General features: G+C 68.5%; 17 protein-coding genes. 9 read left to right on the forward strand and 8 right to left on the reverse strand.

The window, feature by feature from the left end; translation table 11 throughout:
• Nucleotides 1–116 precede the first annotated feature (116 nt).
• From DCO49_RS08890 to msrB, 5 genes are all read right to left on the reverse strand, one after another.
• Nucleotides 117–392, reverse strand: coding sequence for a DUF4031 domain-containing protein (locus DCO49_RS08890; protein ID WP_116863732.1), 276 nt, complete (start codon nucleotides 390–392; stop codon nucleotides 117–119).
• 13 nt (nucleotides 393–405) lie between these two features.
• Nucleotides 406–897: a hypothetical protein gene (locus DCO49_RS08895; RefSeq protein WP_116863733.1), complete on the reverse strand. Its 492-nt coding sequence runs from the start codon at nucleotides 895–897 to the stop codon at nucleotides 406–408.
• Nucleotides 898–1029: 132 nt separating this feature from the next.
• On the reverse strand, nucleotides 1030–1986 hold the full coding sequence (motB, locus tag DCO49_RS08900) for a flagellar motor protein MotB (protein WP_116863734.1): 957 nt from the start codon (nucleotides 1984–1986) through the stop codon (nucleotides 1030–1032).
• A gap of 3 nt (nucleotides 1987–1989) precedes the next feature.
• Nucleotides 1990–2844, reverse strand: coding sequence for a flagellar motor stator protein MotA (gene motA, locus DCO49_RS08905; protein WP_108767598.1), 855 nt, complete (start codon nucleotides 2842–2844; stop codon nucleotides 1990–1992).
• 91 nt (nucleotides 2845–2935) lie between these two features.
• Complete coding sequence (gene msrB / locus DCO49_RS08910; protein WP_116863735.1) at nucleotides 2936–3403, reverse strand: peptide-methionine (R)-S-oxide reductase MsrB; 468 nt, start codon at nucleotides 3401–3403, stop codon at nucleotides 2936–2938.
• A gap of 136 nt (nucleotides 3404–3539) precedes the next feature.
• Here msrB and DCO49_RS08915 point away from each other — a divergent pair, with 136 nt between their 5' ends.
• Together DCO49_RS08915 and DCO49_RS08920 are read left to right on the forward strand one after the other, a co-directional pair.
• Complete coding sequence (locus tag DCO49_RS08915; protein ID WP_116863736.1) at nucleotides 3540–3923, forward strand: classical arabinogalactan protein 4; 384 nt, start codon at nucleotides 3540–3542, stop codon at nucleotides 3921–3923.
• A gap of 115 nt (nucleotides 3924–4038) precedes the next feature.
• Nucleotides 4039–4227: a lana protein gene (locus tag DCO49_RS08920; RefSeq protein WP_116863737.1), complete on the forward strand. Its 189-nt coding sequence runs from the start codon at nucleotides 4039–4041 to the stop codon at nucleotides 4225–4227.
• Between the two features lie 58 nt (nucleotides 4228–4285).
• On the opposite strand, the gene DCO49_RS08925 is transcribed toward DCO49_RS08920, so the two are convergent.
• Nucleotides 4286–4765, reverse strand: a complete 480-nt coding sequence (locus tag DCO49_RS08925; RefSeq protein WP_116863738.1) for a winged helix-turn-helix transcriptional regulator — start codon at nucleotides 4763–4765, stop codon at nucleotides 4286–4288.
• 149 nt (nucleotides 4766–4914) lie between these two features.
• Here DCO49_RS08925 and DCO49_RS08930 point away from each other — a divergent pair, with 149 nt between their 5' ends.
• Both DCO49_RS08930 and alr read left to right on the forward strand, forming a co-directional pair.
• Nucleotides 4915–6219, forward strand: coding sequence for a D-amino acid dehydrogenase (locus tag DCO49_RS08930; protein ID WP_116863739.1), 1305 nt, complete (start codon nucleotides 4915–4917; stop codon nucleotides 6217–6219).
• Nucleotides 6198–7268: an alanine racemase gene (alr, locus tag DCO49_RS08935; protein ID WP_116863740.1), complete on the forward strand. Its 1071-nt coding sequence runs from the start codon at nucleotides 6198–6200 to the stop codon at nucleotides 7266–7268. The genes DCO49_RS08930 and alr overlap by 22 nt, the downstream gene beginning before the upstream one ends.
• A gap of 75 nt (nucleotides 7269–7343) precedes the next feature.
• On the opposite strand, the gene DCO49_RS08940 is transcribed toward alr, so the two are convergent.
• The gene (locus DCO49_RS08940; RefSeq protein WP_116863741.1) at nucleotides 7344–7910 is read right to left on the reverse strand and encodes a DUF3016 domain-containing protein; all 567 of its coding nucleotides are present in this window, start codon (nucleotides 7908–7910) and stop codon (nucleotides 7344–7346) included.
• A gap of 244 nt (nucleotides 7911–8154) precedes the next feature.
• Here DCO49_RS08940 and DCO49_RS08945 point away from each other — a divergent pair, with 244 nt between their 5' ends.
• The gene (locus DCO49_RS08945) at nucleotides 8155–10143 is read left to right on the forward strand and encodes an ATP-binding protein (protein WP_116863742.1); all 1989 of its coding nucleotides are present in this window, start codon (nucleotides 8155–8157) and stop codon (nucleotides 10141–10143) included.
• Between the two features lie 19 nt (nucleotides 10144–10162).
• A complete protein-coding gene (locus DCO49_RS08950; RefSeq protein ID WP_116863743.1) occupies nucleotides 10163–10465 on the forward strand; it encodes a DUF3247 family protein in 303 nt (100 codons plus the stop codon).
• Between the two features lie 39 nt (nucleotides 10466–10504).
• On the opposite strand, the gene DCO49_RS08955 is transcribed toward DCO49_RS08950, so the two are convergent.
• Nucleotides 10505–10768, reverse strand: a complete 264-nt coding sequence (locus tag DCO49_RS08955) for a hypothetical protein (protein ID WP_108767606.1) — start codon at nucleotides 10766–10768, stop codon at nucleotides 10505–10507.
• A gap of 155 nt (nucleotides 10769–10923) precedes the next feature.
• Here DCO49_RS08955 and DCO49_RS08960 point away from each other — a divergent pair, with 155 nt between their 5' ends.
• The 3 genes from DCO49_RS08960 to DCO49_RS08970 are packed head-to-tail and all read left to right on the forward strand — an operon-like array spanning nucleotide 10924 to nucleotide 13369.
• Entirely contained in the window at nucleotides 10924–11988 is a 1065-nt protein-coding gene (locus DCO49_RS08960; protein ID WP_116863744.1) for a class I SAM-dependent methyltransferase, read from the forward strand.
• Complete coding sequence (locus DCO49_RS08965) at nucleotides 11985–12686, forward strand: pseudouridine synthase (RefSeq protein ID WP_116863745.1); 702 nt, start codon at nucleotides 11985–11987, stop codon at nucleotides 12684–12686. Before DCO49_RS08960 ends, DCO49_RS08965 begins: the two co-directional genes overlap by 4 nt.
• A complete protein-coding gene (locus tag DCO49_RS08970; protein ID WP_116863746.1) occupies nucleotides 12683–13369 on the forward strand; it encodes an HAD family phosphatase in 687 nt (228 codons plus the stop codon). The genes DCO49_RS08965 and DCO49_RS08970 overlap by 4 nt, the downstream gene beginning before the upstream one ends.
• The last annotated feature ends 30 nt before the right edge of the window (nucleotides 13370–13399 follow it).

Raw genomic sequence — 13399 nt, forward strand, 5'->3', positions numbered from 1 at the left:
ACGTGGGTGTGCGGGTGGGCAGCGCCCCTTTCTGATCGGTAGCGCCGGGCCATTCCCGGCGGCTTCTCGCCGCGCTGCGCGCTCGCCGGGCATGGCCCGGCGCTACCCGTACCAGCCTACGGCTGGTACTGCGTCCGTGCGTTGGCGATCACGGCCTTCACCAGTTCGCGGTCGGTATGCCGGGAAATGGCGCGTGCGCCGAGGGCGATCGCCTGCGCGCGCAGGTCCGCGTTGACATCGTAATGAGCGCCGCTGGTCTTGTTCTGGAAGGCCCGCGGCGGGATGCCGAGCTGCGCCGCCATCGCGTGCAGCTCGGCCAGGGTGTCGGCCATCAGGTGCGCCCAGCGCTGTCCGCGCCAGGGATGCACCGCGTCATCGACGTAGACCGCCACCGTCGCGGCCGGTTCAGGCCTGCGGCTTGCCGTCGGTGTCGGCGGCGTCGGCCGGATCGGCCTCGGCGTCGGCAGCGGCTTCAACCACGTCGCCTTCAGCGGCGTCTTCGCCTTCTTCGGCCTGCTCGGTTTCGAACTCGGCCACCAGCTTGTCCAGATACTCGTCAGCGGTCTGGCCGGCTTCGGCAGCCAGGGTGTCCAGCAGCTTCTGCATCAGCTCGGAATATTCCAGGTTGACCGTGCGGCCTTCCTTTTCCTGCACGTTGGACAGGTGCTTGAGCATGGCCAGCATCGGCACCGGGTTGTCGGCGTTGCCCATGGTCTGGCCGCCGATGGCCAGCAGCCACTCGCGGCCCTGCAGGCCGATGGCGGCCACGGCCTGGCCGTCTTCGTTGGTCAGCACGGCGTGGTTCTGCACCTGCTGCTGGGCATTCAGGCGCAGGAACGGACGCTTGGCCTGCTGCTTCTTGCGCTTGTCGCGCTTGGCCTTGGAGTTCTGGGACATGGGGTGGGGTCACCTGGAAAAGGAAAGACCGCCATTGTACTGGGTGCCGCGCTGCGCGCTCGCCGGGCCATGCCCGGCGGAGACCGGTCAGGGGTCAGAGCCCTTTCCGGGAGAAAGGGATCCGACCCCGGCTCAGGGTGCTACTGCCGGCGTGGCGGCCTCACCCTGCGCGGCCTGCACGTCCGGGTCGGCCACGGCGGCCGACAGCCCCACCTGCGGGCCGGCGCCAGCCAGGGCGGCTTCTTCGGCGGCCTTGGTCATCACCACGATGCTGATGCGGCGGTTGATCGGGTTCTGCGGGTCGGCCTTGTCGAACAGCACCGACGAGGACAGGCCGACCACGCGGGTGATCTTGCTGTCGTCCATGCCGCCATCGACCAGCGCACGGCGCGCGGCGTTGGCGCGGTCGGCGCTCAGTTCCCAGTTGCCATAGCCGCGCGCGGCCGAATAGGCGGTGATATCGGTGTGGCCGGTCAGGCTGATCCGGTTCGGCACGTGGTTCAGGTACTCGGCCAGCTCGTGCAGGATCTGCTGGGTATAGGGCTTCAGCGTGGCGCTGCCAAGGTCGAACATCGGCCGGTTCTGCTTGTCCACGATCTGGATGCGCAGGCCTTCCGGGGTCAGGTCCAGCAGCAGCTGGTCCTTGAACGGCTCCAGCGCCTGGCTCCTGCTGATCGCTTCCTGCAGCTCCTTCATCAGCGCTTCCAGCTGCTGCTTGTCGCGCTGCTGCTGGTCCACCGGCTGCGGCACGGCTTCCTTCTGGTTCTGGAAGGGGTCGTTGCTGTTGCCGCGGGACACATCGGTGGCGCCGCCCAGCTTGATCATCGAGGTGCTGGCGCCCCCCGGGCCGGCCATGCCCGGTGCGGGCGTTGCGCTCTGCCCGGCCAGCGGGCTGGGATTGCGGAAGTACTCGGAGATCGCCGCGCGCTCCGGCTTGCTGGTGCTGGCCATCAGCCACAGCACCAGGAAGAAGGCCATCATCGCGGTCACGAAGTCGGCGTAGGCCACTTTCCACGAACCGCCGTGATGGGCGGCATGGCCGCCCTTCCTGACCCGGCGGACGATGACGGTGGGCTTGTTCTCGGCCATGGCTTACTTGACCGTCTTCAGGTGCTGCTCGAAATCGGAGAACGCCGGGCGCACGTTCGACGGCAGGGTCTTGCGTGCGAATTCCAGGGCGATCTTCGGGTTATAGCCGCGCAGGCAGGCCAGCAGGGCGGTCTTGACCGATTCGTAGATGCGGCTGTCCTGCTCGGCGCGCGCTTCCATCGCCGAGGCCATCGGGCCGATGAAACCGTAGCCCAGCAGGATGCCGAGGAAGGTACCGACCAGGGCGCCCGCCACGTGGCCACCCACTTCGACGATGTCGCCGCCGATCGAGCCCATGGTGATGACGATGCCCAGCACCGCCGCCACGATGCCGAAACCGGGCAGGCCGTCGGCCACCTTGTTCATCACCTGCGAGGGCGCCATTGCTTCGGCGTGGTGCTTTTCCAGCTCCAGCTCCAGCAGCGGCTCCAGTTCGTGCGGCTCGATGTTGCTGCCGATCATCAGGCGCAGGCAGTCGGTGATGAAGTCGATCAGGTGGTGGTCGGCCTGCACCTTCGGGTAGTTGGCGAACAGGGCGCTCTCGGCCGGGCGCTCGACGTGGTCTTCCAGCGACATGAAGCCTTCGCGGCGGGCCTTGTTCAGCAGTTCATAGAGCAGGCTGAGGACGTCGATGTAGTCCTGCTGCTTGTAGCGCGGGCCCTTGAACACGCCGATCGCTGCCTGCAGCGTCTGCTTGACCGTCTTGGCCGGGGTGCCGACCAGGAACGCACCGACGGCCGCGCCGCCGATGATGACCAGTTCGTAAGGCTGCCAGAGGGCACCCAGGCGGCCGTGCGCGCCCAGGTAGCCGCCGAGGACGCTGATGATGACGACCAGGAATCCAACGATGATGAGCATGGCGCGACGCAAGGGGAGGGGATATCTCCTTGTCGGCCTGACACCGGTGTTTCTGAAGAGGGAATTCTGTGAAGTCGGTCAGCGGGGGTGATCAGCCCGCCGTTCCGGCCTCGGCGCCTTCACACTGCAGGGGATTGGGCCACGGCTCGCCGTTGCCGACGAAGGAAAGTGAGACCGAGTTCAGGCAGTGGCGCTCGAAGGTGGGCGGCGGGCCATCCGGGAACACGTGGCCCAGGTGGCTGCCGCAGCGGGCGCAGGTGATCTCGGTGCGGACCATGCCGTGGCTGGTGTCGCGGATTTCGGTCACGTGCGCCGGGTCGTAGGGCGCGAAGAAGCTGGGCCAGCCGGTGCCCGAATCGAACTTGGTGCTGGAGCGGAACAGCGGCAGCGCGCACAGGCGGCAGCAGTAGACGCCCTCGCGCTTGTTGTCGAGGAACACGCCGCAGAACGGGGCCTCGGTGCCGTGCTGCAGCAGCACGCGGCGTTCCTCGGCGCTCAGGCCGGCCACGAGGGCGTCGGTCTGGGTGGCGGTGGGGGGCGTCAGGTCGAAAGCGCTCATGCCGGCTCCGTGGGGTGTGGCCTGGGGATGCCGGCAAACGTGGGGGTGCGCGGCGGCCGTTGCAAGTGTGATGGCCATTCATGGCTGGCACACAAGCCCCGGCGCAAGGTGGAGGTCTCACACGATGGAGCGTGCCATGACACCGCGTCTTGTCCTCTTGTTGATCGCCCTGCTGCCGCTGGCTGCCCAGGCCCAGGTGCCCACGTCCTCCAGCCCGACCGCCACGCGCAGCACGAACAGCGTGAACCCGCCGCCGGTCGCGCCGCAGTCGCCGCCGCAACCGGCGAACCCTGAGCTGCCGGTGCAGGTGCCGCGGCAGCAGGCGCAGCCGATCCGCTCGACCGGCCCCGCCCAGGTGACGCCGGCACCGGCCACGCGTGCAGCCGACAAGGTCTATGACCGCAACGGCCGCATCGTGCCCGGGGTGAGGCCGGCCGGCCCCAACCGCGTGTTCGATTCGCGCACCGGCCGCTACTACGACAGCGTGCCGGCCGGCGACGGCCAGCAGGTCAAACCGTGAAGTCCGTTGCGGCGGGCCTGAACCCAGGAAAACAACGTCCTGCCGATCACTGATTTTTCGCCTGCGATTAACCGCGCCGGGACCACCGTAGCCCTGCACCGGCAACCGCCGTTGCATGTCCTTCGTCCACTGGATCGCGATCATGAAAAACCAGCAGAACCGTCATCCCGGCAAGGAGCAGCAGGGCCAGAGCCGCAGCCCGCAGCAGCAACAGCAGCAGATGGATGCGCAGCAGCAGCAGAAGGGCGGCAAGCAGCAGGAGCAGCCCCAGAAGGGGTCGCAGAAGCACCCGCAGCAGCGCTGACCGGCGCCAGGGGTCGGATCCCGCAACGCGGGCTCTGACCCCATCCCGGCCGAGGCACTCAATCCGCGATCGGCAGCGCCCAGGTCTCCTTCACTTCTTCCATCACGATGTAGCTCTTCGATTCGCGCACATGCGGCAGGGTCAGCAGCGTGCTCCCCAGCAGCTTGCGGTAGCTGGCCATCTCGCTGATGCGTGCCTTCAGCAGGTAATCGAAGTCGCCCGAGACCAGGTGGCACTCCAGCACGTTGGGCAGCTTCAACGCCGCACGGCGGAATTCCTCGAAGATGTCGCCGGATTTGTAGGCCAGGCTGATCTCCACAAACACCAGCAGGCTGGCCTTCAGTGCCGCCGGGTCGAGGTGCGCGTGGTAGCCGGTGATGACCCCTTCGCGCTCCAACCGGCGCACGCGCTCGGTGCAGGGGGTGGTCGACAGGCCGACCCGTTCACCCAGCTCGGTGAAGGAAATACGGCCCTCGGCCTGCAGGATGCGCAGGATCTTGCGGTCGATCTTGTCCAGTTCGCGGGTACGGGTGGCCATCGCCGTCAACCTTGGGGAATGAATTGCAGGAGAACATCCTGCCGGTTGATTTCAAATCAGGCAAATCAACTGGTATCGGCTGTCTATACTTCCCCAATTATGGTCCCGGCGCGCTCCAGTGCAGGGAATGATCGGGTTGGAGAAGTCCCATGCGAGTCCTAGTTCTCGGCAGCGGCGTGATCGGCACCACCAGTGCCTGGTACCTGCGACAGGCCGGGTTTGAAGTCACGGTCATCGACCGCCAACCCGGCCCGGCGCTGGAGACCAGCTTCGCCAATGCCGGCCAGCTGTCGTTCGGCTACACCTCGCCGTGGGCGGCCCCGGGCGTGCCGAAGAAAGCGATCGGCTGGCTGTTCGAGAAGCACGCGCCGCTGGCGATCAAGCCGGGCATGGACCTGGCCCAGTACCGCTGGCTGTGGCAGATGCTGCGCAACTGCACCCACGAGCGCTACGCCATCAACAAGGCGCGCATGGTGCGCATGTCCGAATACAGCCGCGACTGCCTGAACGAGCTGCGCGCGCAGATCGGCATCGCGTTCGAAGGCCGCGACCTGGGCACCACCCAGCTGTTCCGCACCCAGCAGCAGCTGGACGCCTCGGCGCAGGACATCGAGATCCTGGCCCAGTACGGCGTGCCCTACGAAGTGCTGGACCGCGCCGGCATCATCCAGGCCGAACCGGCCCTGGCCCACGTCGATGGCCTGGTCGGCGCGCTGCGCCTGCCGCGTGACCAGACCGGCGACTGCCAGCTGTTCACCCGCCGCTTGGCGCAGATGGCGGCCGACGCCGGCGTCGAGTTCCGCTACGACCAGGACGTCAGCGGCCTGGAGTTCGATGGCGACCGCATCACCGGCGTGCGCATCGGCGGCCGGCTGGAAACCGCCGACCGCTTCGTGGTCGCGCTGGGCAGCTATTCGCCGCAGATGGTGGCGCCGCTGGGCATGCGCCTGCCGGTGTACCCGCTGAAGGGCTATTCGCTGACCCTGCCGATCACCGACCCGGCGATGGCACCGACCTCGACCATCCTTGACGAGAGCTACAAGGTGGCCGTGACCCGCTTCGACAACCGCATCCGCGTGGGCGGCATGGCCGAAGTGGCCGGTTTCGACCTGTCGCTGTCACAGCGCCGCCGCGAGACCCTGGAACGGGTGGTGCGCGACCTTTATCCGAAGGGCGGCGACCTGGCCAAGGCCGATTTCTGGACCGGCCTGCGCCCGGCCACCCCGGACGGCACGCCGGTCATCGGCGCCACCCCGTTCCGCAACCTGTACCTCAACACCGGCCACGGCACCCTGGGCTGGACCATGGCCTGCGGCTCGGGCCGCTATCTGGCCGACCTGATGAGCGCGCGCCAGCCGCAGATCAGCACCGAGGGCCTGGATATCTTCCGCTACGGCCAGTACGGCCAGGCCCCGCAGCAGGAGAGCCGCGCATGCGTCCTGCCCGCGCGCTGATCGACCTGGGCGCGCTGCGCAGCAACTACCGGCTGGCCCGCGAGCTGGGCGGCGGCAAGGCGCTGGCGGTGGTCAAGGCCGATGCCTATGGCCACGGCGCGGTGCGCTGCGCGCAGGCGCTGGAAGGCGAGGCCGATGGCTTCGCGGTGGCCACCATCGAAGAGGCGCTGGAACTGCGCCAGGCCGGCATCCACGCGCCGATCCTGCTGCTGGAAGGCATCTTCGAGGCCAGCGAGCTGCCCCTGGTGGCCGAGCATGACCTGTGGTTCTCGGTGGGTTCGGCGTGGCAGCTGGAGGCGCTGGCCGCCTTCGACAGCCCGCGCCCGCTGACGGTGTGGCTGAAGCTGGACAGCGGCATGCACCGGCTGGGCCTGGACGTGGCCGGCTTCCGCGCCGCGCACGCGCGCCTGTCGGCGCTGCCGCAGGTCGAGCGCATCGTGATGATGACCCACCTGGCGCGCGCCGATGAGCTGGACAGCGAGCGCACCCACGAACAGGCCGCCACCTTCAAGGCGGCCATCGACGGCCTGCAGGGCGAGACCAGCGTGTGCAACTCGCCGGCCCTGCTGGGCTGGCCGGACGTGCGCAGCGACTGGGTGCGGCCGGGCCTGATGCTGTACGGGGCCAACCCGCTGCCGGACGACACCACGCTGACCGCGCGCCTGCGCCCGGTGATGACCATGCAGTCGAAAGTGATCGCCGAGCGCTGGATCGATGCCGGTGAGCCGGTGGGCTATGGCGCCCGCTTCGTGGCCAAGGCCCGCACCCGCGTGGGCGTGGTCGCGCTGGGCTATGCCGATGGCTACCCGCAGTTCGCCCCGAACGGCACCCCGGTGCTGATCAATGGCCAGCCCGGCGGGCTGATCGGCCGCGTGTCGATGGACATGCTGACCGTGGACCTGACCGCGCATGCGCAGGCCGGCATCGGCAGCGTGGTGGAACTGTGGGGCACGGCGCCGACCCTGGCCGAACTGGCCCCGCGCTGCGGTGTCAGCGCCTACCAGCTGCCGTGCGCGGTCAAGCGCGTGGCGCGGGTTTACCAGGAGTGAGATGATGCCGGCCAGCGGCCGGCACTACCGGAATGCACGCTTCACGACCGCCGGGCCGTGCCCCGCGACCTTTGATCAACGTGCCGCGGTTGCCTGCGTAGTCAACTGGCGCTTTACCCAGTCATCGATCAGGCGCTTCTCGAAACGCAGCGGATCACTGTCGCTGCGCATGCCGATGTTGTGCAGGTAGCCGCTGTCGCTCAGCTTGGCCTCGCCTTCGTCGACGATGCGGCCGCTGGCGTCCTTCAGCGTGTACTGCAGGGTGATGCGCGGCGGGTAGATGTCGCGCATGATCCGGATGTTGTCGGCACGCGGGCCGTGCCACGGCTCGTAGTCGCCGGCGCGCTTGATGTCCACCAGGGTCACGTCCAGGGTCTGCCCCGGCTGCAGCGGCTTGGCTGCCGCGGTTCGCACGTAACGGGCCAGCTGCTGCACCCAGTCGCCGCGCTGTGCCTCGAAGCGGTTGGTGCTGCGGCGGATCTCGGTGAACGTGGCCGGATCGTCCCATTTCACGCTGACCGGGCCATCGGCCTGCAGCGCCCGCGGTGCCTGCGGATCGGTGACAGTGCGTGGCGCAGCGGTGGCGCTGCCCACGACCAGAGCGCCTGCCAGCAGCAGGGCGGCGGAAAGCGAGCGGTTCATGGTGGTCTCCTGCGTCCCGTGATCGGGGCGGTGTCGGCGTACAGGTCGAGTGTGATCCTGCTGCCGGGTGCCAGCAATGGCCGATTGCGTCATATGCGACAGCAGTTGTCGCGAATTCATGGTCGTCAAGCCTGACTGACGTCGCTTGACGCTGTGAATACGCGCTCTGGAAGATGCTGTACCTCCACCCGGTCCGTCCCCCACGCCCTTGTCCACACTGCCGCCCCTTGTGGAGCGCCCGCCCTTGAAGGCGCCGGCGCCCGAACCCGACCTGCATCACGGCGTGCTCGAGCACATCAATGCCGGCTTCTGTGTGATCCAGGTGCTGTTCGAGGGTGAGCAGGCCGTGGACTATCGCTTCATCGAGGTCAACGACGCCTTTGAGCGCCACACCGGCCTGAAAGGCGCGCAGGGCAAGCGGATGAGCGCGCTGGAGCCAAAGCACGAACGCGAGTGGTTCCGCATCTACGGCGAAGTAGCACGCACCGGGAAACCGGCGCAGTTCGAGATGGATGCGCGCGCGCTGGGTCGCTCGTTCGCGGTGGACGCGGTGCGCGTGGGCAAGCCGGGCGAGGACAAGGTCGGCATCCTGTTCTTCGACGTGACCGCGCGCAAGCAGATCGAAGTGGAGCTGGGCGAGAGCGAGGCGCGTTTCAGCGCGCTGGCCGATGGCCTGCCGATGCCGGTCTGGGTGCTGGACGAGCGCGGCCATGCCCGGTTCGTCAACAGCGCCTTCAGCGAATTCTTCGGCGGCGACGAAACCCGCGTGGCGGAAGATGTCTGGCGTGGCCTGGTGCATCCAGACGACGCCTCGGTGTTCGAATATGAGCTGCAGCAAGCGCTGACGGTGCAGCGCTCGATGCACGCGCTGGTACGCGCGCGGCGGGCCGACGGCCAGTGGCGCTGGCTGGAAATGAACGCACGGCCGCGCTTCTCGCGCATGGGCCGCTTCATCGGCCTGGCTGGAAGCAGCCCGGACGTGACCGAGCGCCGCGAGATCGAACTGGCGCGCGAGGAGCTGCTGCAGTCCGAGCGTGCCGCGCGCAGTGCCGCGGAAAACATGGCGCGGCTGAAGGACGAATTCCTGGCCACGCTGTCGCACGAGCTGCGCACGCCGCTGACCACCATCCTTGGCTGGAGCGAACTGCTGCTGCAGCGGGTGGACAACACCAGCCCGCTGTTCAAGGGCCTGAACGTGATTGCCAGCAGCGCCACGGCGCAGAAGCGGCTGATCTCGGACATGCTGGACCTGAGCAGCATGCTGCTGGGCAAGGTGCAGCTGGAAGTGGAAGTGCTGGACCTGCGCACGCAGCTGGGCGAAGCCCTGGGGGCACAGGAGCCGGTGGCCGAGGGCAAGGCGCTGGATGTCAGCCTGCAGCTGCCCGACCAGCCCTGCCTGGTGCTGGGCGATGCCACGCGCCTGCAGCAGGTGTTCTGGAACCTGCTGTCCAACGCCATCAAGTTCACCCCGGCCGAAGGCCGCATCGAGGCGCAGGTGCGTGCCGATGGCGGCTACTGGACGATCACCCTGCGCGACACCGGCGACGGCATCGCGCCGGAGTTCCTGCACCATCTGTTCAGCCGCTTCCGCCAGGCCGATGGCACCACCACCCGCCGCCATGGCGGCCTGGGCCTGGGCCTGGCCATCGTGCAGCAGCTGGTGGAACTGCATGGCGGCACGATCAGCGCGGCCAGCGACGGCCATGGCCATGGCTCGACGTTCACCGTACGCCTGCCGCAGTACCTGCCTGATGCCGACCGCCGGCCGCTGCGCGAAGTGTTCAGCGGCCCGATCCTTGATCCGACCGTGGTCGAGCCGCATCCGCTGCGCGGCCTGCATGTTCTGGCCGTGGACGACCAGCCGGAAGTGCTGGAGTACCTGCGGCGCATGCTGGAAGAGCAGGGCGCCAGCGTCTCGGCGGTCGGTTCGGCCGGTGAAGCGCTGGCCCTGCTGGCCGACAGCGGCCACCTGCAGTACCAGGTGATGCTGACCGACATCGGCATGCCGGGCATGGACGGCTATGGCCTGGTGCGCACGCTGCGCGAGGACATGGCCGTGGCGGCGACCGACCTGCCGGCGGTGGCAGTGACCGCGCTGGCACGTGCCGACGACCGCCGCCGCGCGCTGGCCTCGGGCTTCCAGGAACACGTCGCCAAGCCGTACTCGGTGGCGCAGCTGGTCTCGGCCGTGCGCAGCGTGCAGCCGCAACGCAGCAGCGACGCCTTGCACTGAGCACCCAGGAGGTTCACCGATGTCCCGTATTGCGCCCCGCATCCACACCGATCCAGCGCAGATCGCCCGTCTTGAAGCCCTGCTGCCGCAACTGGGTGGCGAATGGCAGGTGCAGCTGACCCTGCATGATGGCCGCCGCCTGCTGGGCACCGTCGCCGTGCGCCCGACGTTGCAGCAGTACCGCAATGATGCGGGTGATGAAGGCAGCAACGGCCAGCTGCGCCTGGACGACTACGACAATCCGGTGCAGCAGCACCACGTCTGGCTGGACGAGATCGCCAGCGTCAGCAGGTTGCCGCCGAAGGCGCCGTCACAGGCGTGAAACGGTAGCGCCGGGCCATGCCCGGCGCCACCCCGCATCTCAATGTTCGAACACGGTCGGCGTTGCCTCGAACCGGCGCGCATAGGCACGCTCGTCGGCCACGCGGGCCACTTCGTCGTCGGCAAGGTCCGGTGCCCCATATACCGCATAGGCCACGCTGCCATCGGCGCCATGGCCGACCTGGTGCAGGCGGTAGCGCGAATGCCCACCACCGGTATCCTCGGGGTAATGCACGGGCGGATGGCTGCCTTCCAGGTCCATCTCACTGTTGTCGACCACTCCACCGACGAACAAGGCGCGCATGCGGGTTCTCCTAGGTTTTCTGGGGGAGCCCTTACCCTGAACGCTCCGATGTTGTCGGCGCATCAACAGCCCGTTGAACTTTCGCAAAGCGGTCCCGGGGCCGGCCCGGCGAGGGCGGTACAATGGACGGCCCTACGCTTGAAGTACCCGCGCCGATGGCCTCCAGCAACGACGCCCCCCTGCAGACCCTGCTCCTGCCGTTCAGCAACGGCACCCTGCACTGGCCCGACGGCCCGGTCGCTTTCTTCCGTGCCCGCGATGGCTGGCCGCTGCGCGAGATCGCCGGCAACCGCGAAGTGCACTGCGAGCAGAGCTTCGCCCCGTTTGCAGAGCCGCTGCAGCAGGCCGCCGGCTGGACCGTCAGCGGCCAGATCGACGATGCCGCCGGCAAGGGCCGCTACCCGCTGGTGCTGGTGCTGCCGCCGCGCCAGCGTGAGGAAGCCCGCGCGCTGTTCGCCCGCGCCCTGGCCCTGGTGGCCGAGGGTGGCCGCATCGTCGCCTGCCAGTCCAACAACGAGGGCGCCCGCTCCGGCGAAGGCGACCTCAAGCAGCTGACCGGTCTTGGCGGCTGCCTGACCAAGAACCACTGCCGCGTGTACTGGACCGCGCCGCTGCAGGGCCAGCACGATGCCGACCTGGCCAAGCGCTGGAGCGCGCTGGACGCCGTGCGTCCGATCGTCGGCGGCCGCTTCCTCAGCCGCCCGGGCGTGTTTGCCTGGGATCGCATCGACCCGGCCTCGGCGCTGCTGGCCGAGCACCTGCCCGCCGACCTGGCCGGCCGTGCCGCCGATCTTGGTGCCGGCTACGGCTACCTGTCGCGCGAGCTGCTGGAGCGCTGCCCGAAGATCACCGCGCTGGACCTGTATGAAGCCGAGCAGCGTGCGCTGGCCCTGGCCGAACTGAACCTGGCGCCGCCGCCGCGCGCGTTGCCGCTGCGCTTCCTGTGGCGCGACGTCACCGCCGGCGTCGAGCCGGGCTACGACGTCATCATCAGCAATCCGCCGTTCCACACGCCGTCGCGCGCCGACCGCCCGGACATCGGACAGCGCTTCATCGCCGTGGCCGCGCAGGCGCTGCGCCCGGGTGGCCGCCTGTACGTGGTGGCCAACCGCCACCTGCCGTACGAGTACACGCTCAACGAGAGCTTCGGTGCCGTGCGTGTCATCGCCGAGCGTGATGGCTTCAAGCTGGTCGAGGCGGTGAAGGGGAAGGGCAAGTGAAGCTGGTCAAGCTGATTGCCAACCTGGGCTACGGCAGCCGCAAGCAGGTGCAGTGGATGTTCCGCGAGGGCCGCGTCACCGATGCCGACGGCGAAGTGCTGTACGCCGATGACCAGGTGCCGCACGAGGCGATCCGCGTTGATGGCGAGCCGCTGGACCCGCCCGTGGGCCTGTCGCTGGCGCTGTACAAGCCGGCCGGCTACACCTGTTCGACCAAGGACACCGGCCGCCTGATCTACGATCTGCTGCCGCCGCGCTTCCGCGACCGCGACCCGGTGCTGTCCACCGTCGGCCGCCTGGACCGCGAGACCAGTGGCCTGCTGCTGCTGACCGACGATGGTGGCCTGCTGCACCGGATCATCTCGCCGAAGTCGAAGCTGCCCAAGGTCTACGAAGTGGAACTGGCCGAGGACCTGCGCGGCGACGAAGTGGCGCAGTTCGCCAGCGGCACGCTGATGCTGGAAGCGGAGAAGACGCCCCTGCTGCCGGCTGAACTCGAGGTGCTGGGCCCGCGCAAGGCGCGCCTGGTACTGCACGAAGGCCGCTACCATCAGGTACGCCGCATGTTCGCCGCCGTCGGCAACCACGTGCAGGCCCTGCACCGCAGCCGCGTTGGCGGCCTGGACCTGCAGGGGCTGGATGAAGGCCAATGGCGGATGCTGACCCCCACTGACCTGGACACCCTGTTCGCCCCATGACGTCCCTCGCTGCGCTGTCGTTCCTCCCGGATGCCGTCATCTTCGACATGGACGGCCTGATGATCGACAGCGAGCGGGTGTCGATCGCGTGCTGGAGCGAGGCAGCTGCCGAACTCGGGCTGCCGCTCGACGCGATGTTCTTCGTCCGCATGGTCGGCCTGGGTGACCGTGACAGCCAGGCGCTGCTGCGCGGGCAGGGCGTGTCGGACGCGATGATCGAGGCGATGGCCGCACGCTGCCACGACCTCTACGAGGCGCGTACGCAGACCGGCCTGCCGTTGCGGCCGGGCATCCTGGAACTGCTGGAACTGCTGAAGGCGCACACCATTCCGCGTGCCGTGGCGACCACCACGCGGCAGCCGCGGGCCAACCGCAAGCTGGCCGCCGCCGGACTGCTGCCATACTTCGATGCGGTCATCACCAGTGGCGACGTCGCCCACCCGAAGCCGGCGCCGGATATCTACCTGCTGGCCGCGCAGCGGCTGGGCAAGGCGCCGGAACGCTGTCTGGCGCTGGAGGATTCACCGGCCGGCACGCGCGCCGCCGTGGCCGCGGGCATGACCGTGATCCAGGTGCCGGACCTGGTGCATCCTGATGAAGAACTGCGCGCGCTGGGCCACCGCATCGTCGGCTCGCTGGTGGATGCCCACGCCCTGCTGGTGCCTCTGCTTATCCCCCGGTAGGTGCCGATCGTTGGTCGGCACGCTTCACCG

Source organism: Stenotrophomonas sp. SPM (assembly GCF_003105135.1).
Taxonomy (GTDB): domain Bacteria; phylum Pseudomonadota; class Gammaproteobacteria; order Xanthomonadales; family Xanthomonadaceae; genus Stenotrophomonas.

Bases quoted from the DNA above. Each gene is read 5' to 3' on its own strand.
- DCO49_RS08950 (WP_116863743.1), top strand. From the start codon at position 10,163: ATGTCCCGTATTGCGCCCCGCATCCACACCGATCCAGCGCAGATCGCC.
- DCO49_RS08960 (WP_116863744.1), top strand. From the start codon at position 10,924: ATGGCCTCCAGCAACGACGCCCCCCTGCAGACCCTGCTCCTGCCGTTC.
- motB (WP_116863734.1), bottom strand. From the start codon at position 1,986: ATGGCCGAGAACAAGCCCACCGTCATCGTCCGCCGGGTCAGGAAGGGC.
- DCO49_RS08930 (WP_116863739.1), top strand. From the start codon at position 4,915: ATGCGAGTCCTAGTTCTCGGCAGCGGCGTGATCGGCACCACCAGTGCC.
- DCO49_RS08940 (WP_116863741.1), bottom strand. From the start codon at position 7,910: ATGAACCGCTCGCTTTCCGCCGCCCTGCTGCTGGCAGGCGCTCTGGTC.
- DCO49_RS08955 (WP_108767606.1), bottom strand. From the start codon at position 10,768: ATGCGCGCCTTGTTCGTCGGTGGAGTGGTCGACAACAGTGAGATGGAC.
- DCO49_RS08915 (WP_116863736.1), top strand. From the start codon at position 3,540: ATGACACCGCGTCTTGTCCTCTTGTTGATCGCCCTGCTGCCGCTGGCT.
- DCO49_RS08920 (WP_116863737.1), top strand. From the start codon at position 4,039: ATGTCCTTCGTCCACTGGATCGCGATCATGAAAAACCAGCAGAACCGT.
- DCO49_RS08895 (WP_116863733.1), bottom strand. From the start codon at position 897: ATGTCCCAGAACTCCAAGGCCAAGCGCGACAAGCGCAAGAAGCAGCAG.
- DCO49_RS08925 (WP_116863738.1), bottom strand. From the start codon at position 4,765: ATGGCCACCCGTACCCGCGAACTGGACAAGATCGACCGCAAGATCCTG.
- DCO49_RS08970 (WP_116863746.1), top strand. From the start codon at position 12,683: ATGACGTCCCTCGCTGCGCTGTCGTTCCTCCCGGATGCCGTCATCTTC.
- motA (WP_108767598.1), bottom strand. From the start codon at position 2,844: ATGCTCATCATCGTTGGATTCCTGGTCGTCATCATCAGCGTCCTCGGC.
- alr (WP_116863740.1), top strand. From the start codon at position 6,198: ATGCGTCCTGCCCGCGCGCTGATCGACCTGGGCGCGCTGCGCAGCAAC.
- msrB (WP_116863735.1), bottom strand. From the start codon at position 3,403: ATGAGCGCTTTCGACCTGACGCCCCCCACCGCCACCCAGACCGACGCC.